At 73.6% G+C, this 14,804-nt stretch carries 3 protein-coding genes; all 3 read left to right on the plus strand.

Features of this window, described 5'->3' with window-relative positions; all coding sequences use genetic code 11:
* The first annotated feature begins 13 nt into the window (after window positions 1-13).
* The 3 genes from ACIBKY_RS45540 to ACIBKY_RS45550 are packed head-to-tail and all read left to right on the plus strand — an operon-like array spanning window position 14 to window position 14,799.
* Window positions 14-4,807: an SDR family NAD(P)-dependent oxidoreductase gene (locus tag ACIBKY_RS45540; RefSeq protein WP_397107248.1), complete on the plus strand. Its 4,794-nt coding sequence runs from the start codon at window positions 14-16 to the stop codon at window positions 4,805-4,807.
* Window positions 4,800-13,943: an SDR family NAD(P)-dependent oxidoreductase gene (locus tag ACIBKY_RS45545; RefSeq protein ID WP_397107250.1), complete on the plus strand. Its 9,144-nt coding sequence runs from the start codon at window positions 4,800-4,802 to the stop codon at window positions 13,941-13,943. The genes ACIBKY_RS45540 and ACIBKY_RS45545 overlap by 8 nt, the downstream gene beginning before the upstream one ends.
* A gap of 13 nt (window positions 13,944-13,956) precedes the next feature.
* Complete coding sequence (locus ACIBKY_RS45550; protein ID WP_397107252.1) at window positions 13,957-14,799, plus strand: 3-hydroxyacyl-CoA dehydrogenase family protein; 843 nt, start codon at window positions 13,957-13,959, stop codon at window positions 14,797-14,799.
* Window positions 14,800-14,804: the final 5 nt, after the last annotated feature.

Raw genomic sequence — 14,804 nt, forward strand, 5'->3', positions numbered from 1 at the left:
AAAGGTTCGCCCGATGGGGACCGAGGAAAAGCTGCGCGCCTACCTCAAGCGTGTGACCGTCGAACTGGCCCAAGCGCGCCGGAACCTCACCGAGGCCGAGGACCGCCGCCACGAGCCCATCGCCGTCGTCGGCATGGCCTGCCGCTACCCGGGCGGCGGCGACACGATCGAGGGCCTGTGGGAACTGCTGCGCGAAGGCAGGAGCGCCGTCGGCGAGGTGCCGCCCGCGCGCTGGGACATCGATGACTACTACGACCCCGACCCGCAGAAGCCGGGCGGCATGTACACGCGCTACGGCTGCTTCCTCGACGACGTGACCGGCTGGGACGCGGAGTTCTTCGGCATCTCGCCACGCGAGGCGCTGCGCATGGACCCGCAACAGCGGCTGCTGCTGGAGCTGGCGTGGGAAGGCTTGGAGAACGCGGGCCTGGCCCCCGACCGGATGGCCGGCAGCAGGACCGGCGTGATGGTCGGCTACATGGACACCCTCCAGTACGGCCGGCTCCAGATGGAGCTCCAGGGCCGGGACGCGGTCGCCGACCCGTACCTGGGCCAGGGCGCCATTTCCAGCGTGGCCGCCGGGCGCATCGCCTATCAGCTCGACCTGACCGGCCCCACGATGAGCGTGGACACCGCCTGCTCCTCCTCGCTGATCGCCGTGCACCTGGCCGTCGAGAGCCTGCGCAGGGGCGAGTGCGACCTGGCCTTGGCCGCGGGCTGCTCGCTCACCCTGCACCCGTCGATGTTCATCCAGGCGTGCGCGGGCATGATGATGTGCTCCGACGGCCGGTGCAAGACCTTCGACGAAGGCGCCGACGGCTACGTCATGGGTGAGGGCGGCGGCCTGGTGGTGCTGGAGCCGCTGTCGAAGGCGCTGGCCAACGGGCGGCGTATCCGGGCGGTCATCAAGGGCTCGGCGGTCAACCAGGACGGGCGCAGCAACGGGCTCACCGCGCCCAGCAGGAGCGCCCAGGTCGACGTGATCACCCGCGCGCACGCCGCCGCCCGCGTCCGCGCCGACGAGGTCGACTACGTGGAGGCGCACGGCTCGGGCACCCAGCTCGGCGACGCGATCGAGCTGTCGGCCCTGCACGACGTGTTCGGCGAGCGCCCGGCCGAGCGGCCGCTGCGGGTGGGCGCCATCAAGACCAACATCGGCCACACGCAGGCCGCCGCGGGGGTCGCCGGGCTGATCAAGACCGTGCTCGTGCTGGAGAACGGCCTGGTGCCGCCCAACCTCAACCTGGAACGTCCCGCGACGGCCATCCCCGGCGACGGCACCGTCCAGCCGGTCAACGAGGTGCTGGAGCTGGCGCCGAGGCTGGCGGGCGTCAGCTCGTTCGGCCTGTCGGGCTCGAACGCCCACGTGGTCCTGGAAGCGGCCCCCGCCCCCGAAGCTCCGCCCGTGGCCGCCCCCGTCTACGCCCTCCCCGTCTCGGCCGGCGGCGAGACGGCGCTGCGCGAGCACGCGGGACGGCTGGCTGCCCACCTGACCGGGCAGCCGGACCTGCGCCCGGCCGACGTGGCCCGCACGCTGCAGAACGGCCGCGCCCACCTGGACCACCGCCGCCTGCTGGTCGTGGCGGACCTGCGCGAGGCCGTCACCCGCCTGCGTTCCCTGGCGGAAGCCCCCGCGCCGCCCCGGGCCAAGGACAACCCGAGGATCGCCTTCCTGCTCCCCGGCGTCGGCGACCAGTACGCCGGCCTGGGCAAGGAGCTGTACGCGAGCGAGCCCGTCTACGCACAGGCTGTGGACGAGTGCGTCGAACAGGTGCTGGCGCACGCCGGCCTGGACCTGCGCCCCTTCTTCGAGGCCGAGGCCGCCCCGAGGCAGGACGACCTGGCCACGTTGCTCGGCCGCGACACCGGTGAGCGCGCCGATGACCCGCTCGACCACGCCCCGATCGCCCACCCCTTCCAGTTCACGGTCGAGTACGCGCTGGCCAAGCTGCTCGCGCACTGGGGCGTCACCCCCGACATGCTCATCGGCTACAGCCTCGGCGAGTACGTGGCCGCGTGCCTGGCCGGCGTCTTCACCCTTGAGGACGCCCTGCACGTGGTGATCGAGCGGGCCCACCTGATCAACGCGGTCCCCGCGGGCCGCATGGTCGCCGTGGCCGCCTCGGAGGAGCGCATCCGCGAGGCGCTGCCCGGCCTGGAGGTCGACGTGGCCGCGCTCAACGGCCCGTCGATGACGGTCCTGAGCGGCCTGCCCGCCCAGATCGAGCAGGCCACCGCCGTCCTGATGGCCGCCGGGCTGGCCTGCCGCCCGATGCGCTCGGCGCACGCCTTCCACAGCTCGCTGCTGCAGCCGGCCCGCGACAAGCTGCTGGCCCTGCTGGAGACCGTTCCGAGAAAGCCGCCGGCCACCACGATCGTCGCGAACCTCACCGGCGCCGCCCTCACCCCCGAACAGGCCGTCAGCGCCACCTACTGGGCCGACCAGCTCGTCAGCCCGGTCCGCTTCGCCGACGGGGTGCGGCACTGCGTGGACCAGGACATCGACGTCTTCATCGAACTGGGCGCCGGGCAGACGCTCGGCGGGCTGGTCCGCCAGAACCTCGCCGGTGCGGGGCCCGCCGCCGTCCTCGGCACACTGCCCGCGCTGTGGACGACCGGCGAGCGCCGCGACTCCAGGACCGAGCTGCTGGAGAGCGCGGGCCGGCTGTGGGAACTGGGCGCCACGATCCGCTGGGACCTGACCGGCCCGTCCGGCGCGGGCGTGACCACCCTGCCCGGCTACCCGTTCCAGCGCACCCGCTTCTGGCCCGAGCCTGGCCGGGACGTCGCCCCCGCCACCGTCATCAGGACCGCCGCCACCGGCCTCGGGACCGCCGCCACTGGCCTCGGGACCGCCGCCACCGGTATCGGGACCACAGCCCCCGCCCGTTCGAGCGACCCGGCCGACTTCCGGTTCGTGCCCGCGTGGCAGCGGGCCGCCGCACGCCCCGCACTCCCGGCCTTCCTCTCCCTGCCCGGCCCGCTCGTGATCTTCTCCGACGGCCTCGCCGGTACGGCTCTCGCCGGCCTGGCCGAAGCCGGCGGCACCACGGTCATCGAGGTCCTCCCCGGCACCCACGCCCACCGTGAAGGGCGCCGCCTGACCATCGACCCCGCGGACCCGGCCCATTACGCCGAGGTGTTCGGCGACCTGCCCGACGGTCCCGTGCACGTGGCGCACCTGTGGAGCCTGCTGTCGGACCGTACCGACCTGGTAGCGGCCATCGGCCACGGCTTCGACAGCCTGCTGCTGGCCACCCAGGCCATGAACGTCGCCCCCGGTTCCCGGCTGCTCACCGTCACCAGGGGCGCCACGGAGATCCTCGGCGGGGACGCGCTCGCGCCCCAGCAGGCCATGGCACACGGGTTCGGGCGGGCGGTGCAGCACGAGTTCAAGGACCTGAGCTGGACCGGCGTCGACCTCGACCCGGACGCCCCGGCCGACGCGCCGGTGGCCGGGCAACTGGCCGCCGAACTGGTCGCCGAGGTCGGCGGCAGCGACGCCCTGGCCGGCTGGCGCCGCTCCCACCGGTGGCTGCGCGCCTGGTCCGAAGTGCCGTCCGCGCCATCAGGCGAGGGCTCTCCCTGGCGGGCCGACGGGGTCTACCTGATCACGGGTGGTACCCGGGGGCTGGGGATGGGGCTGGCCAGGCATCTGGTGCGGAGCGGGGTCAGGAAGCTGGCGCTGCTGAGCCGTACCCCACTGGACAGGGAGGCGACGCCGGAGCCCGGCAGCCGGGCGGAGCGCACGCTCCAGGACGTCGCGGCGCTGGAGGCGGCGGGCGCGCGGGTGCTGCTGGTGGCCGCCGACACAGGGAACGCGGAGCGGTTCGGGCGGGCCATCGAGGACGTGCGCGGCCACTACGGCGCCCTGCACGGCGTGATCCACTCGGCCGGTCTGCCCGCGGGCGGGCTGATGCAGCGCAGGACCGTCGCCGAGGCCCGCGCGGTGCTCGCGCCCAAGGTCCTGGCCATGGGCCCGCTGGCCGAACTGGTCGGCGCGCGGACCCCCGAACACGAGCGGCCGGAGCTGCTCGTCCTGTACTCCTCGGCGGTCACCGCGTTCGGCGGCATCGGCGAGGGCGACTACTGCGCCGCCAACAGCGTCCTCGACGCCTACGGCGAGGCGCTGGCCGCCACCGCCCCTTCCACCAAGGTCGTCTCCATCTCCTGGGGCCCCTGGCTGCACGACGACTGGCAGGCCGAGAACTTCAAGGGCACCGGCGGCCTGGCCGAGCGGGTACGCGCCTACCGCGAGAGGTACGGCTTCGCCGAGGAGGCCGGCAACGAGCTCCTCGACACGATCATCCAGGGCGGCCACGGCCACGTCCTGGCCGCCAGGCAGCCGCTCGGGGAGGTGGTCAGGGAGTGGACGGCGATGCTCGACATCGACAACCTCATCGGCGCCGCCTCCGCGGTCCCGCGCGGCGAGCGCTTCCCCCGCCCGCAACTGCGCACCGACTACGCGCCGCCGCGTAACGAGCGGGAGACGCTGATCGCCGAGATGTGGGGCGCCTACCTCGGCATCGCCCAGGTGGGCGTGCACGACCCGTTCTTCGACCTCGGCGGCAACTCCCTGGTCGGGATGGCCATGGTGCTCGCCATCGAGAAGGAGCTCGGCGTCCCGATCGCCCCGGCCGTGCTGTTCGAGCACCCGACCGTGGCCGCGTTCGCCGCGGCCGTCGACGGCGGCGAGTCGGCCACGCAGGAAGTACTGACCAGCAGCTCGGCGAGGGGTCAGCGGCGCCGCCGCGCCCGGTCCGCAAGCGGAAGGCCCAGCACCGGAAGGGACAGGAACCGTGAGTGACGAGAGCGCCGGCACCGACATCGCGATCGTCGGGATGTCCGGGAGGTTCCCGGGCGCGCCCGGCGTCGCCGAGTTGTGGTCCGCCATCAGGGCGGGCAGATCGGGGATCACCCGCTTCACCGACGAGGAACTGCGCGCCGAGGGTGTCACCGAGGAGCAGCTCCAGGACCCGAGCTACGTGAAGGCCAACCCGGTCATCGAGGGCATCGACCTGTTCGACGCCTCGTTCTTCGGACTGGGCGCCAAGGAGGCGCAGATCCTCGACCCGCAGCACCGGTTGTTCATGGAGCACGGCTGGGCGGCGCTGGAGGACGCGGGCTGCGACCCGACCCGCTTCGACGGCTCCATCGGCGTCTTCGGCGGCTGCGCCCACAGCTCCTACATGCAGAACAACCTGCTGCCCGGCGGCATCGGCGAGGTCATGGGCCATCTGGCCCTCGGCCTGGCCAACGACAAGGACTCGCTGACCACCCGCGTCGCGCACACGCTCGGCCTGACCGGACCCAGCTACGGCGTGCAGAGCTACTGCTCGACCTCGCTGGTCGCCATCTGCGCGGCGGCCACGAGCCTGGCCGGGTTCGAGTGCGACATGGCGCTGGCCGGCGGCGTCGCCGTCAACGTCCCCCACCGGGTCGGCTACATCTACCAGCCCGGCGGGATCGCCCCGCCCGACGGCGAGTGCCGCGCCTTCGACGCGGCGGGACTCGGCAGCCCGCTCGGCAGCGGCGTCGGCGTGATCGTGCTGCGCCGCCTGGAGGACGCGCTGGACGCCGGCGACCAGATCTACGCGGTCATCCGCGGCTGGGCGGTCAACAACGACGGCGGCAAGAAGGTCGGCTTCACCGCGCCCGGCGTGCAGGGACAGGCCGCGGTCATGGCCGAGGCGCTGGCCGCCGCCGACCTGGCCCCCTCCGACATCGACTACGTGGAGGCGCACGGCACCGGCACCGCACTCGGCGACGCCGCCGAGCTCGCCGCGATCCAGCAGGTCTTCCGCGGCGAGTCGCTGCTCGTCGGCTCCGTGAAGACGAACCTGGGCCACCTCGACCGGGCGGCCGGGGTGACCAGCCTCATCAAGGCGGCGCTGGCGCTGCGCAACGACGAGATCCCGCCCACGCTCAACCTGGTCACGCCCAACCAGCAGCTCAGCAGCGGCGACGCCGATATCGAGGTCGTCACGGAGCTGCGCTCATGGCCGCGGGCGGCGGGCCGTACCAGAAGGGCGGGGGTCAGCGCCTTCGGCATCGGCGGCACGAACGCCCACGTGGTCCTGGAGGAGGCGCCGCCGGTGCCGAGGCCGGAGACGGAGCCGAGGGCCGAGCTTCTGGTCTGGTCGGCGCGCACCGCCGAGGCGGCGGACGCGATGACCGACCGGCTGGCCGCCCACCTGGAGGCCGAGGACGGCGTACGGCTGGCCGACGTGGCGCACACGCTACAGTCGGGCCGCCAGTTGTTCGGGCACCGCAGGATACTGGTCGCCGGCGACACGGCCGAGGCCGTGGCCGGGCTGCGCGAGCCGGCCGTGCTCACCCGCTCCGACACCCGTGACGACCGGCCCGTGGCCTTCCTGCTGGCCGGCACCGGCGAGCAGTACGCGGGCATGGCCGCCGACCTCTACGACACCGAGCCGGTCTTCGCCCAGACGCTCGACCGGTGCCGTACGGCGCTGCGCGGGCTCATGGACGGCGCCGACCCGCTGGCCGGCATGCTCCGCCCCCGCGTGACGGGCGAGGCGGGCGCGCTGGCCAGGATGCTGGGCCGCGCCGAGGCCTCGGACGCCACCTCGACCGACCTGCTCCAGCCCGCGTTGTTCGCGGTGGAGTACGCGCTGGCGCGGCTCGTACGCTCCTGGGGTGTCGAGCCGTCGATCCTGGCCGGCTACAGCCTCGGCGAGTACGTGGCCGCGACCCTGGCGGGAGTCCTCTCGCTGGACGACGCGCTCGCGCTGGTCGCCCACCGGGCCAAACTGATCAACCAGCTGCCCGCCGGCGGCATGAGCGCAGTCCCGCTGGCCGAGGCCGAGGTGCGGGCGCGCATCGCCGCCGTCCCCGGCGTGGACGTGGCCGCCGTCAGCGGCCCCGAGCTGACCGTCATCTCCGGCGAGCCGGAGGGCATGGCGGCCGTGCGGGCGCTGCTGGAGACCGAGTCGATCCCGTGCCGCCCGCTGGCCACCACCCACGCCTTCCACTCCCGCATGATGGAGCCGATCCGCGGCGAGCTCACCGCGTGGATCGCGGCCACCATCACGCTCAACCCGCCCCGCATCCCCTACGTCTCCAACGTGACCGGCGCCCTCGCCACCGCCGAGCAGGTGACCGACCCCGGCTACTGGGCCGAGCACATGTGCGCGCCGGTGCAGTTCGACAAGGTCATCGGCACGCTGCTCGGGCACGGCGAGGCCGCGCTGCTGGAGATCGGCCCGGGGCCGTCGCTGGGCGCGATGGTCCGCGGGCACCGCGACTGCCCGCGCGAGCGGTGGCCGCTCATCGTGCAGGCGCTGCCCGCCGAGAGCGACCAGCGGCCCGCCGGGAAGGTGCTCGCCGAGGCGGTCGGCCGGCTGTGGCTGGCCGGGGTACCGGTGGACTGGGCCGGCTACCAGCAGGACCGCCCGGTGGCCAAGGTGTCGCTGCCGCCGTACCCGTTCCAGCGCACCCGCTACTGGGTGGACGCGCCCACCGCCACGGCGCCGGCCGTCGCGCCGGCCGGCATCCCGGCACCGGCCGCCACGCCGGAACCGCACGTGCGGGTGATGGCCGCGAAGTGGACCGCCGCGGAAACCGCCGGGGCGTCCGCGCCGGTCGGGCGGGCCGTGCTGGTCGCCGACCGCGGCGGCGTCGCCGAGGCCCTGGCACAGGCCCTGCGCGCCGCGGGCACCGACGTCGAGATCGACGCCGGTCCCGGAGCCGCCGACGTGGTCATCGACCTGCGCATGCTCGACCACACCGACGACGGCGGCGACGGCCGCGAGGCCCTGCTGCCCGTGTCCGCGCTTCTGGACACCTGGGCCGAGAGCGGTGACAACACCCGGATCCTCGTGGTCACCTCCGGCGGCCAGGCCGTGCTTCCCGGCGAGAGCCCGTCGCCCGCCCAGGCGGCCGTGGCGACGCTGCCGCTGGTGGCCAACCAGGAGTACCTGAACCTCGACTGCCGCGCCGTCGACCTGCCGCCCGGCCTGGCCGCAGGGGAGGCCGCCGCGCTGCTGGCCGCCGAACTCGCCGCGCCGCAGGGCGAGGTGCTGGCCGCCTACCGCGACGGCCGCCGCCTCCTGCGCGACTTCGAGCCGGTACGCCCCACCGACACACGAGCAGGTGTCAAACCCGCCGACACAAGAGAAGGCGTCAAGTCCGCCGGCACGCCAGAAGGCGTCAAGCCCGCCGGCCCGCGAGAGGGCGTCAAGAAGGGCGGGGCCTACCTGATCACCGGCGGCCTGGGCCCGGTGGGCCTCCTGCTGGCAGATCACCTGGCCGACGCCGGAGCCGGCCGCCTCGTCCTGACCGGCCGCAACGGCCTGCGCAGCCCCAACGGGCAGGCCGCCGACCCGCGCCACGCGGCCGTGGAGCGGCTCAGGACGCGCGGCGTCGAGGTGCTGACCCCCGCCGTGGACGTCACCGACCCGGACGCCATGCGCGCCGCCCTCGACGGCGTGGACGGCGTGATCCACCTGGCCGCCGAGAGCAGCCCCGACACCTTCGTCTCCCTGCGCGACCTGGACGAGACCGCCGTGGCCAGGCACTTCGCCGCCAAGGTGGCCGGCGCCATGGTCCTGGAGCGGGTCTTCGACGAGATGGAGCGGCCGCCGGCGTTCTGTGTGCTGTTCTCCTCCACCTCCTCGATCCTCGGCGGCATCACGTTCGGCAGCTACGCCGCCGCCAACGCCGCCCTGACCGCGCTGGCCCACCGGGTCCACGCCCGCCGTACCCCGACCACGTGGGTGGCGGCGGGCTGGGACACCTGGGCGGTCTCACTGGAACGCCTGGGCGGCGGGCTCGGCGCCGCGATGGTGGCGCACTCGATGAGCACGGAAGAGGGCATGGCCGCCTTCGACCGGCTGCTGGCCGCGCCCGAGCCGGGTCTGGTGGTGGCGGCGGGCGGGCTGGACGACCGGCTGCCGCGCGCGGCCGCGACCACGCCGGTGACGGCCAAGGGGGACCGGTTTCCCCGGCCTGAGCTGCCGCAGCCGTACAGCCCGCCGCTCACGGACGCCGAGCGCGGCCTGGCCGAGCTCTGGTCCGAGGTGCTGGGCGTCGAGCCGGTCGGCACCCGGGACAACTTCTTCGACCTGGGCGGCAACTCGCTGGTCGCGCTGCAGATGCTCCGGCTGGTGAAGGAGCGGTTCGGCGTGGCCGTTCCGACGGTGATGCTGTTCGAGGCGCCGACGGTGAACCGGCTGGCGGCGATCCTCGACGAGCGCGGCGCGGCGGTGTCCGCGGCGCCCGCGAGAGTGCCCGCGAGAGTCGTCGAGCGGGCGGCGCCCAGCAAGGACGACGACGATCGGCGGATCGCGATCGTCGGCATGGCCGGCCGCTTCCCCGGCGCCTCCGACGTCGGCGCCTTCTGGCGCAACCTGCGTGACGGCGTCGAGTCCATCACGTTCTTCTCCGAGGAGGAGCTGGTGGCGGCGGGCGTGGACCCCGAGCTGGTGCGTGATCCGGCCTACGTGCCGGCGCGGCCGGTGCTGGACGAGGTCGCCGAGTTCGACGCGGCCTTCTTCGGGATGAGCCCGCGCATGGCCGCGATCACCGACCCGCAGCAGCGGGCCTTCCTGGAGGTCTGCTGGGAGGCCCTGGAGCAGGGCGGGTACGCCGCCCCCGAGAACCGGGGCCGGGTCGGCGTGTTCGGCGGCGCCAACATCAGCACCTACCTGCTGCGCATGAGCGACCACCTGCTCGGCGCCGGCAGCGACGACTTCAGCGACTTCGAAGTCATCATGGGCAACGACAAGGACGCCCTGACCACGGTCGTGTCCTACCTGTTCGACCTGTACGGGCCGAGCGTGGCGGTGCAGACGTTCTGCTCCACCTCGCTGGTGGCCGCGCACATGGCGGTGCAGAGCCTGCGGGCGGGCGAGTGCGAGCTGGCGCTGGCCGGCGGCGTCTCGATCCGGGTGCCGGACCGGGTGGGCCACAAGTTCGGGCCGGGCGGGCAGGAGTCGCCCGACGGGCACGTGCGCACGTTCGACGCGCGGGCGCGGGGCAGCATGTTCGGCGACGGGGCCGCTGCCGTACTGTTGAAGCGGCTGCCGGACGCGATCCGCGACGGCGACCACGTCTGGGCGGTCATCCGCGGCGCGGCCATGAACAACGACGGCGCGCTCAAGGTCGGCTACACCGCGCCCAGCGTGGTCGGCCAGGCCAGGGTCATCTCCGACGCGATGGCCGACGCCGGCGTGAGCGGTGACGACATCAGCTACATCGAGGCCCACGGCACCGCGACCGAGCTCGGCGACCCGATCGAGGTGGCCGCGCTGACCCGGGCCTTCGGCCAGACCAGCGACAAGCGGTACTGCCCCATCGGCTCGGTGAAGACCAACGTCGGCCACCTCGACCGCGCCGCCGGCGCCAGCGGCCTGATCAAGACGGCGCTCGCGCTGGACAGCGGGATGATCCCGCCGAGCCTGCACTACACCAGCCCCAACCCCGAGATCGACTTCGACGACAGCCCGTTCTACGTCAACACCGAGCTGGCCGAGTGGCGCACCCGTGACGGGCGCCCGCGCATCGCCGGACTCAACTCGCTCGGCATGGGCGGCACGAACGTGCACCTCGTCGTCGAACAGGCGCCTGCCAGGGACACCGCCCCCGAGTCCCCGCGCAGGTACCAGGTGCTCCCGCTGTCCGCACGCAATGCCACGGCGGCGGACCAGGCGTGCCAACGCCTTGGCGAGCACCTGAGAGAGGCGACCGGGGCCCGGCTCGCCGACGTCGCGTACACCCTTCAGGTGGGACGCAAGACGTTCGAGCACCGCCGGGCCCTGGTCGCCGCCACCGTCGGGGAAGCGGCGGAGGAACTGACCGGCACCGGGGTCCTGAACCGGGTCGACACCGTGCAGGGACGGCAGGTCGCCTTCCTGCTGGGCGGCGTCGGCGAGCAGTACCCGGGCCTGGCCGGCGGGCTCTACGCGCACGAGCCCGTCTTCAAGGCCCACCTCGACACCTGCCTGGAGCAGCTGCGGGAACTGGACCTGGCGGACCTGCTGACCGGCGAGCGCGGTGGCGCGCCCGGCCTGGCCGCGCTGCTGGGCCGCGGCGGCGACACCGCCGACGAGCGCGCCGCCCGGCTGGAACGCACGGAGCTGGTCCAGCCCGCGCTGTTCGCGGTCGAGTACGCGCTGGCCCGCACGCTCATGGACTGGGGCCTCCAGCCGCGGATCATGCTCGGCTACAGCCTCGGCGAGTATGTGGCCGCCACCCTGGCCGGTGTCCTGTCCCTGGAGGACGCGCTCAAGCTGGTCGCCCACCGGGCCCGGCTCATCGCCGGACTGCCCGGCGGCTCCATGCTCGCGATCTCCATGCCCGAGGACGGCCTGCGCCGCCGTTTCCCGCTGGACGGGCTGGACGTGGCCGCCGTCAACGGGCCGCAGGTGACGGTCGTCGCCGGGCCGGGCGAGGCGGTGGACGCCCTGGCCGGGCGGCTGCGGGCGGCGGAGGTGCCGTGCCGGCCCCTGCGGACGACGCACGCCTTCCACTCCAGGATGCTGGAGCCGATCGCGGCCGAGCTCACCGACTGGGTGAAGAAGAACGTCCGGCTCAACGCCCCGGCGCTGCCGTACGTGTCGAACCTGACCGGCGAGGTGGCCGGCGAGGAGGTGCGCGACCCCGGCTACTGGGCCAGGCACATGTGCGAGACCGTGCGCTTCGCCGCCGGGCTTGAGAGCCTGCTGGCCGACCCGGAGCTGGCGATCGTGGAGATCGGGCCGGGCCAGTCGCTCGGCGCGCTCGTGCGCGGCGCGGGCTGCCCGCCGCAGCGCTGGCCGCTCATCTCCCACGTACTGCCGGCCGCCGGGGACAACCGGCCCGACGACGAGGTGTTCGCCGGCTGCCTGGCCCGCCTCTGGCTGGGCGGCGCCACCCTCGACTGGGACGCCTACCACGGCCGCGTCGAGGGCGCCGACCCCGCGGGGCTGCCGGGCCGCGTGCCGCTGCCCACCTATCCGTTCCAGCGGCTGCGCTACTGGATCGACCCGCCGGCGAGCAAGGGCAGGAAGAGGACGGTCGAGGACGCGATCGCCGAGGGCTCACTGTTCGACGCGATCACGAGCCTGGCCAAGCTGCCCGAGGACCAGTGGCTCTACCAGCCCGTCTGGCGCCAGGTCACCGCCTCGGCGAAGGCCGAGCCCGCCACCTGGCTGGTCTACGCCCGCGACGGGCTGGCCGAGCGCGTGGTGGCCGAGCTCCGCCTTAGCACGGACAAGCCCATCTCCGTCGTACGGCCGGGCGACTCCTACACCACCTCCCCGGACGGCTACACGATCCGGCCCGGCAACGTGGCCGACACCGCGGCCCTGCTCAGAGACCTGCGTGGCGCGGGCCGTCCCCTCGACCGGGTCGTCCATCTCTGGGGGCTGGACGCGACGGCGCAGGGCCCCCACACACTGGTCGCGCTGGCCAGGGCGGCGGGCGAGTCGGGCGTGGACCGCTGGTCGCTGGACGTGGCGGTCACCGGCACCCAGCAGGTGCTCGGCGAGGACGTCACGAACCCCGACAGCGCGCAGCTGATCGGCCCGAGCCTGGTGATCCCGCTGGAGTACCCGAACGTCCGCACCCGCTTCATCGACGCCGAGCAGGACGGCCCCGCCGACCTGGTGGCCGAGCTGCTGCGCGAGCAGTCCGCCAGGACGGTGGCGCTGCGGCGCGGCAGGCGCTGGGTGCCCGGTTACGACCGCATGCCGCTGCCGGAGGCCGAGCCGCTGCGCGACGGCGGCGTCTACCTGATCACCGGCGGCCTGGGCGGCATCGCGCTCGGCCTGGCCGAGCAGTTGGCGAAGGAGTCGCAGGCCAAGCTGGTGCTGCTGGCCAGGAACGGCCTGCCGGAGCGCTCCCGCTGGGCCGCGATCCTGGGCGGCGCCGAGCAGGCCGGCGAGACGGTACGCCACCGCGTCGAGCGGGTGCTGGCGATCGAGGCGGCCGGCGGCGAGGTCGAGGTCGTCGTCGGCGACGTGGCCAGCGCGGACGACGTCGCCCGCGCGGTCGGGCGGGCCCGCGAGCGGTTCGGCACGCTGCACGGCGTGCTGCACGCGGCGGGCGTGCCCGGTATGGGGCTCATGCAGTTCAAGCGGCCGGAAGAGCTCGACGAGGTCATGGCGCCCAAGATCGCCGGTATGCGGGCGCTGGCCGAGGCGCTGCGCCTGGGCGAGCCGGACGAGGCCGAGCTGGACTTCCTGGTCCTGTTCTCCTCGATCACCTCCGCCACCGGCGGCGGCCCCGGCCAGGTGGACTACTGCGCCGCCAACGCCTACCTCGACGCCTACGCCCACCGGATGGCCGCCTCCGGCACCCGCGTGGTGTCGGTCGACTGGGGCGAGTGGACCTGGAACGCCTGGGAGGCCGGCCTGGCCGGCTACGACGAGGGGCTCCAGGACTTCTTCCGCAAGAACCGGGTGCGCATCGGCATCGGGTTCGAGGACGGCTGGCGCTCGCTGCTGCGGGTGCTGGCCAGCGGCGAGACCCGCGTCGTGGTCTCCACCCAGGACTTCCCGACGCTGGTCGAGGGCAGCTCGATGTTCACCCTGGAGGCGGTCACCGCCGCCGAGTCGGGCGGCGAGCGTCACCCCAGGCCCGAACTGGTCACCTCCTACCAGGAGCCCACCGGCCCCGCGGAGGAGAAGATCGCCGGGATCTGGTGCGACCTGCTCAAGCTGGAGCGGGTCGGCGTCCTGGACAACTTCTTCGAACTCGGCGGCAACTCGCTGCTCGGCGTCACCATCGTGGCCGCGGTCCGCCGCGCGTTCGAGCTGGACGAGCTGCCCCCGCACATCCTCTACGAGGCGCCCACGGTGGCCGCGCTGGCCCAGACCGTGGAGGCGATGGCCTCGGGAGAGGCGCAGACCGACGGCGGCGCCGAAGGCGGCAGCCAGGTGCGCGCCCAGCTCCGCAGATCAGGACTCGAAGCCTCGGCCGCCCGCAGGCGTGGCCGGTAACGAAGGGAATGTCATGGCTTTGATCGGCGTAATCGGCGCAGGCGTCATGGGCGTCGGCGTCGCCCAGAACCTCGCGCAGACCGGGCACGACGTGGTCCTGGTCGACAAGGACGAGCAGATCCTCAAGGAGGCGCTCGAAACCATCTCGCGCAACGCGCGGATGAGCCGGCTCATGGGCGGACCGGCGCTGGACGCCGACGAGATCCTGTCCAGGATCACCACGTCGGTGGGTGTCGGCGGCGCGGCCAAGGCCGAGGTCGTCATCGAGAACGTCACCGAGAACTGGGAGGTCAAGCGGGCCGTCCACGAGGAGCTCGACGAGGTCTGCGGGCCCGACACGGTCTTCGTGGTCAACACCTCGGCGATCCCGATCACCAAGATGGCCTCGATCACCCGGCGTCCCGACAAGGTCGTCGGCGTGCACTTCATGAACCCGGTCCCGGCCAAGCCCGCCTGCGAGCTGATCCCCGGCTTCCACACCTCGGCCGAGACCGTCGAGCGTACGCGCGACCTGCTCAAGGCCATGGGCAAGAAGGCCATCGACGTCAAGGACGCCTGCGGGTTCGTCTCCAACCGGGTCCTCATGCTCACTGTCAACGAGGCGGCGTACCTGGTCCACGAGGGCGTGGCCACCGCCGAGTCCGTCGACGAGGTCTTCCGCAGCTGTTTCGGCCACCCGATGGGCCCGCTGGAGACCGCCGACCTGATCGGCGTCGACACCATCCTCTACTCCGTCGAGGTGCTCTACGAGCACTACGCGGACAGCAAGTACCGGCCGTGCCCCCTGCTCAAGCAGATGACGGACGCCGGGCTGCACGGCCGCAAGTCCGGCCGCGGTTTCTACACCTACAACTGAGAAGG

This window comes from Nonomuraea sp. NPDC050394 (assembly GCF_044459065.1).
Classification (GTDB): domain Bacteria; phylum Actinomycetota; class Actinomycetes; order Streptosporangiales; family Streptosporangiaceae; genus Nonomuraea.

What these genes read in the sequence shown, in the direction of transcription:
- ACIBKY_RS45540 (WP_397107248.1), top strand. Translation starts at nt 14, where the DNA reads ATGGGGACCGAGGAAAAGCTGCGCGCCTACCTCAAGCGTGTGACCGTC.
- ACIBKY_RS45550 (WP_397107252.1), top strand. Translation starts at nt 13,957, where the DNA reads ATGGCTTTGATCGGCGTAATCGGCGCAGGCGTCATGGGCGTCGGCGTC.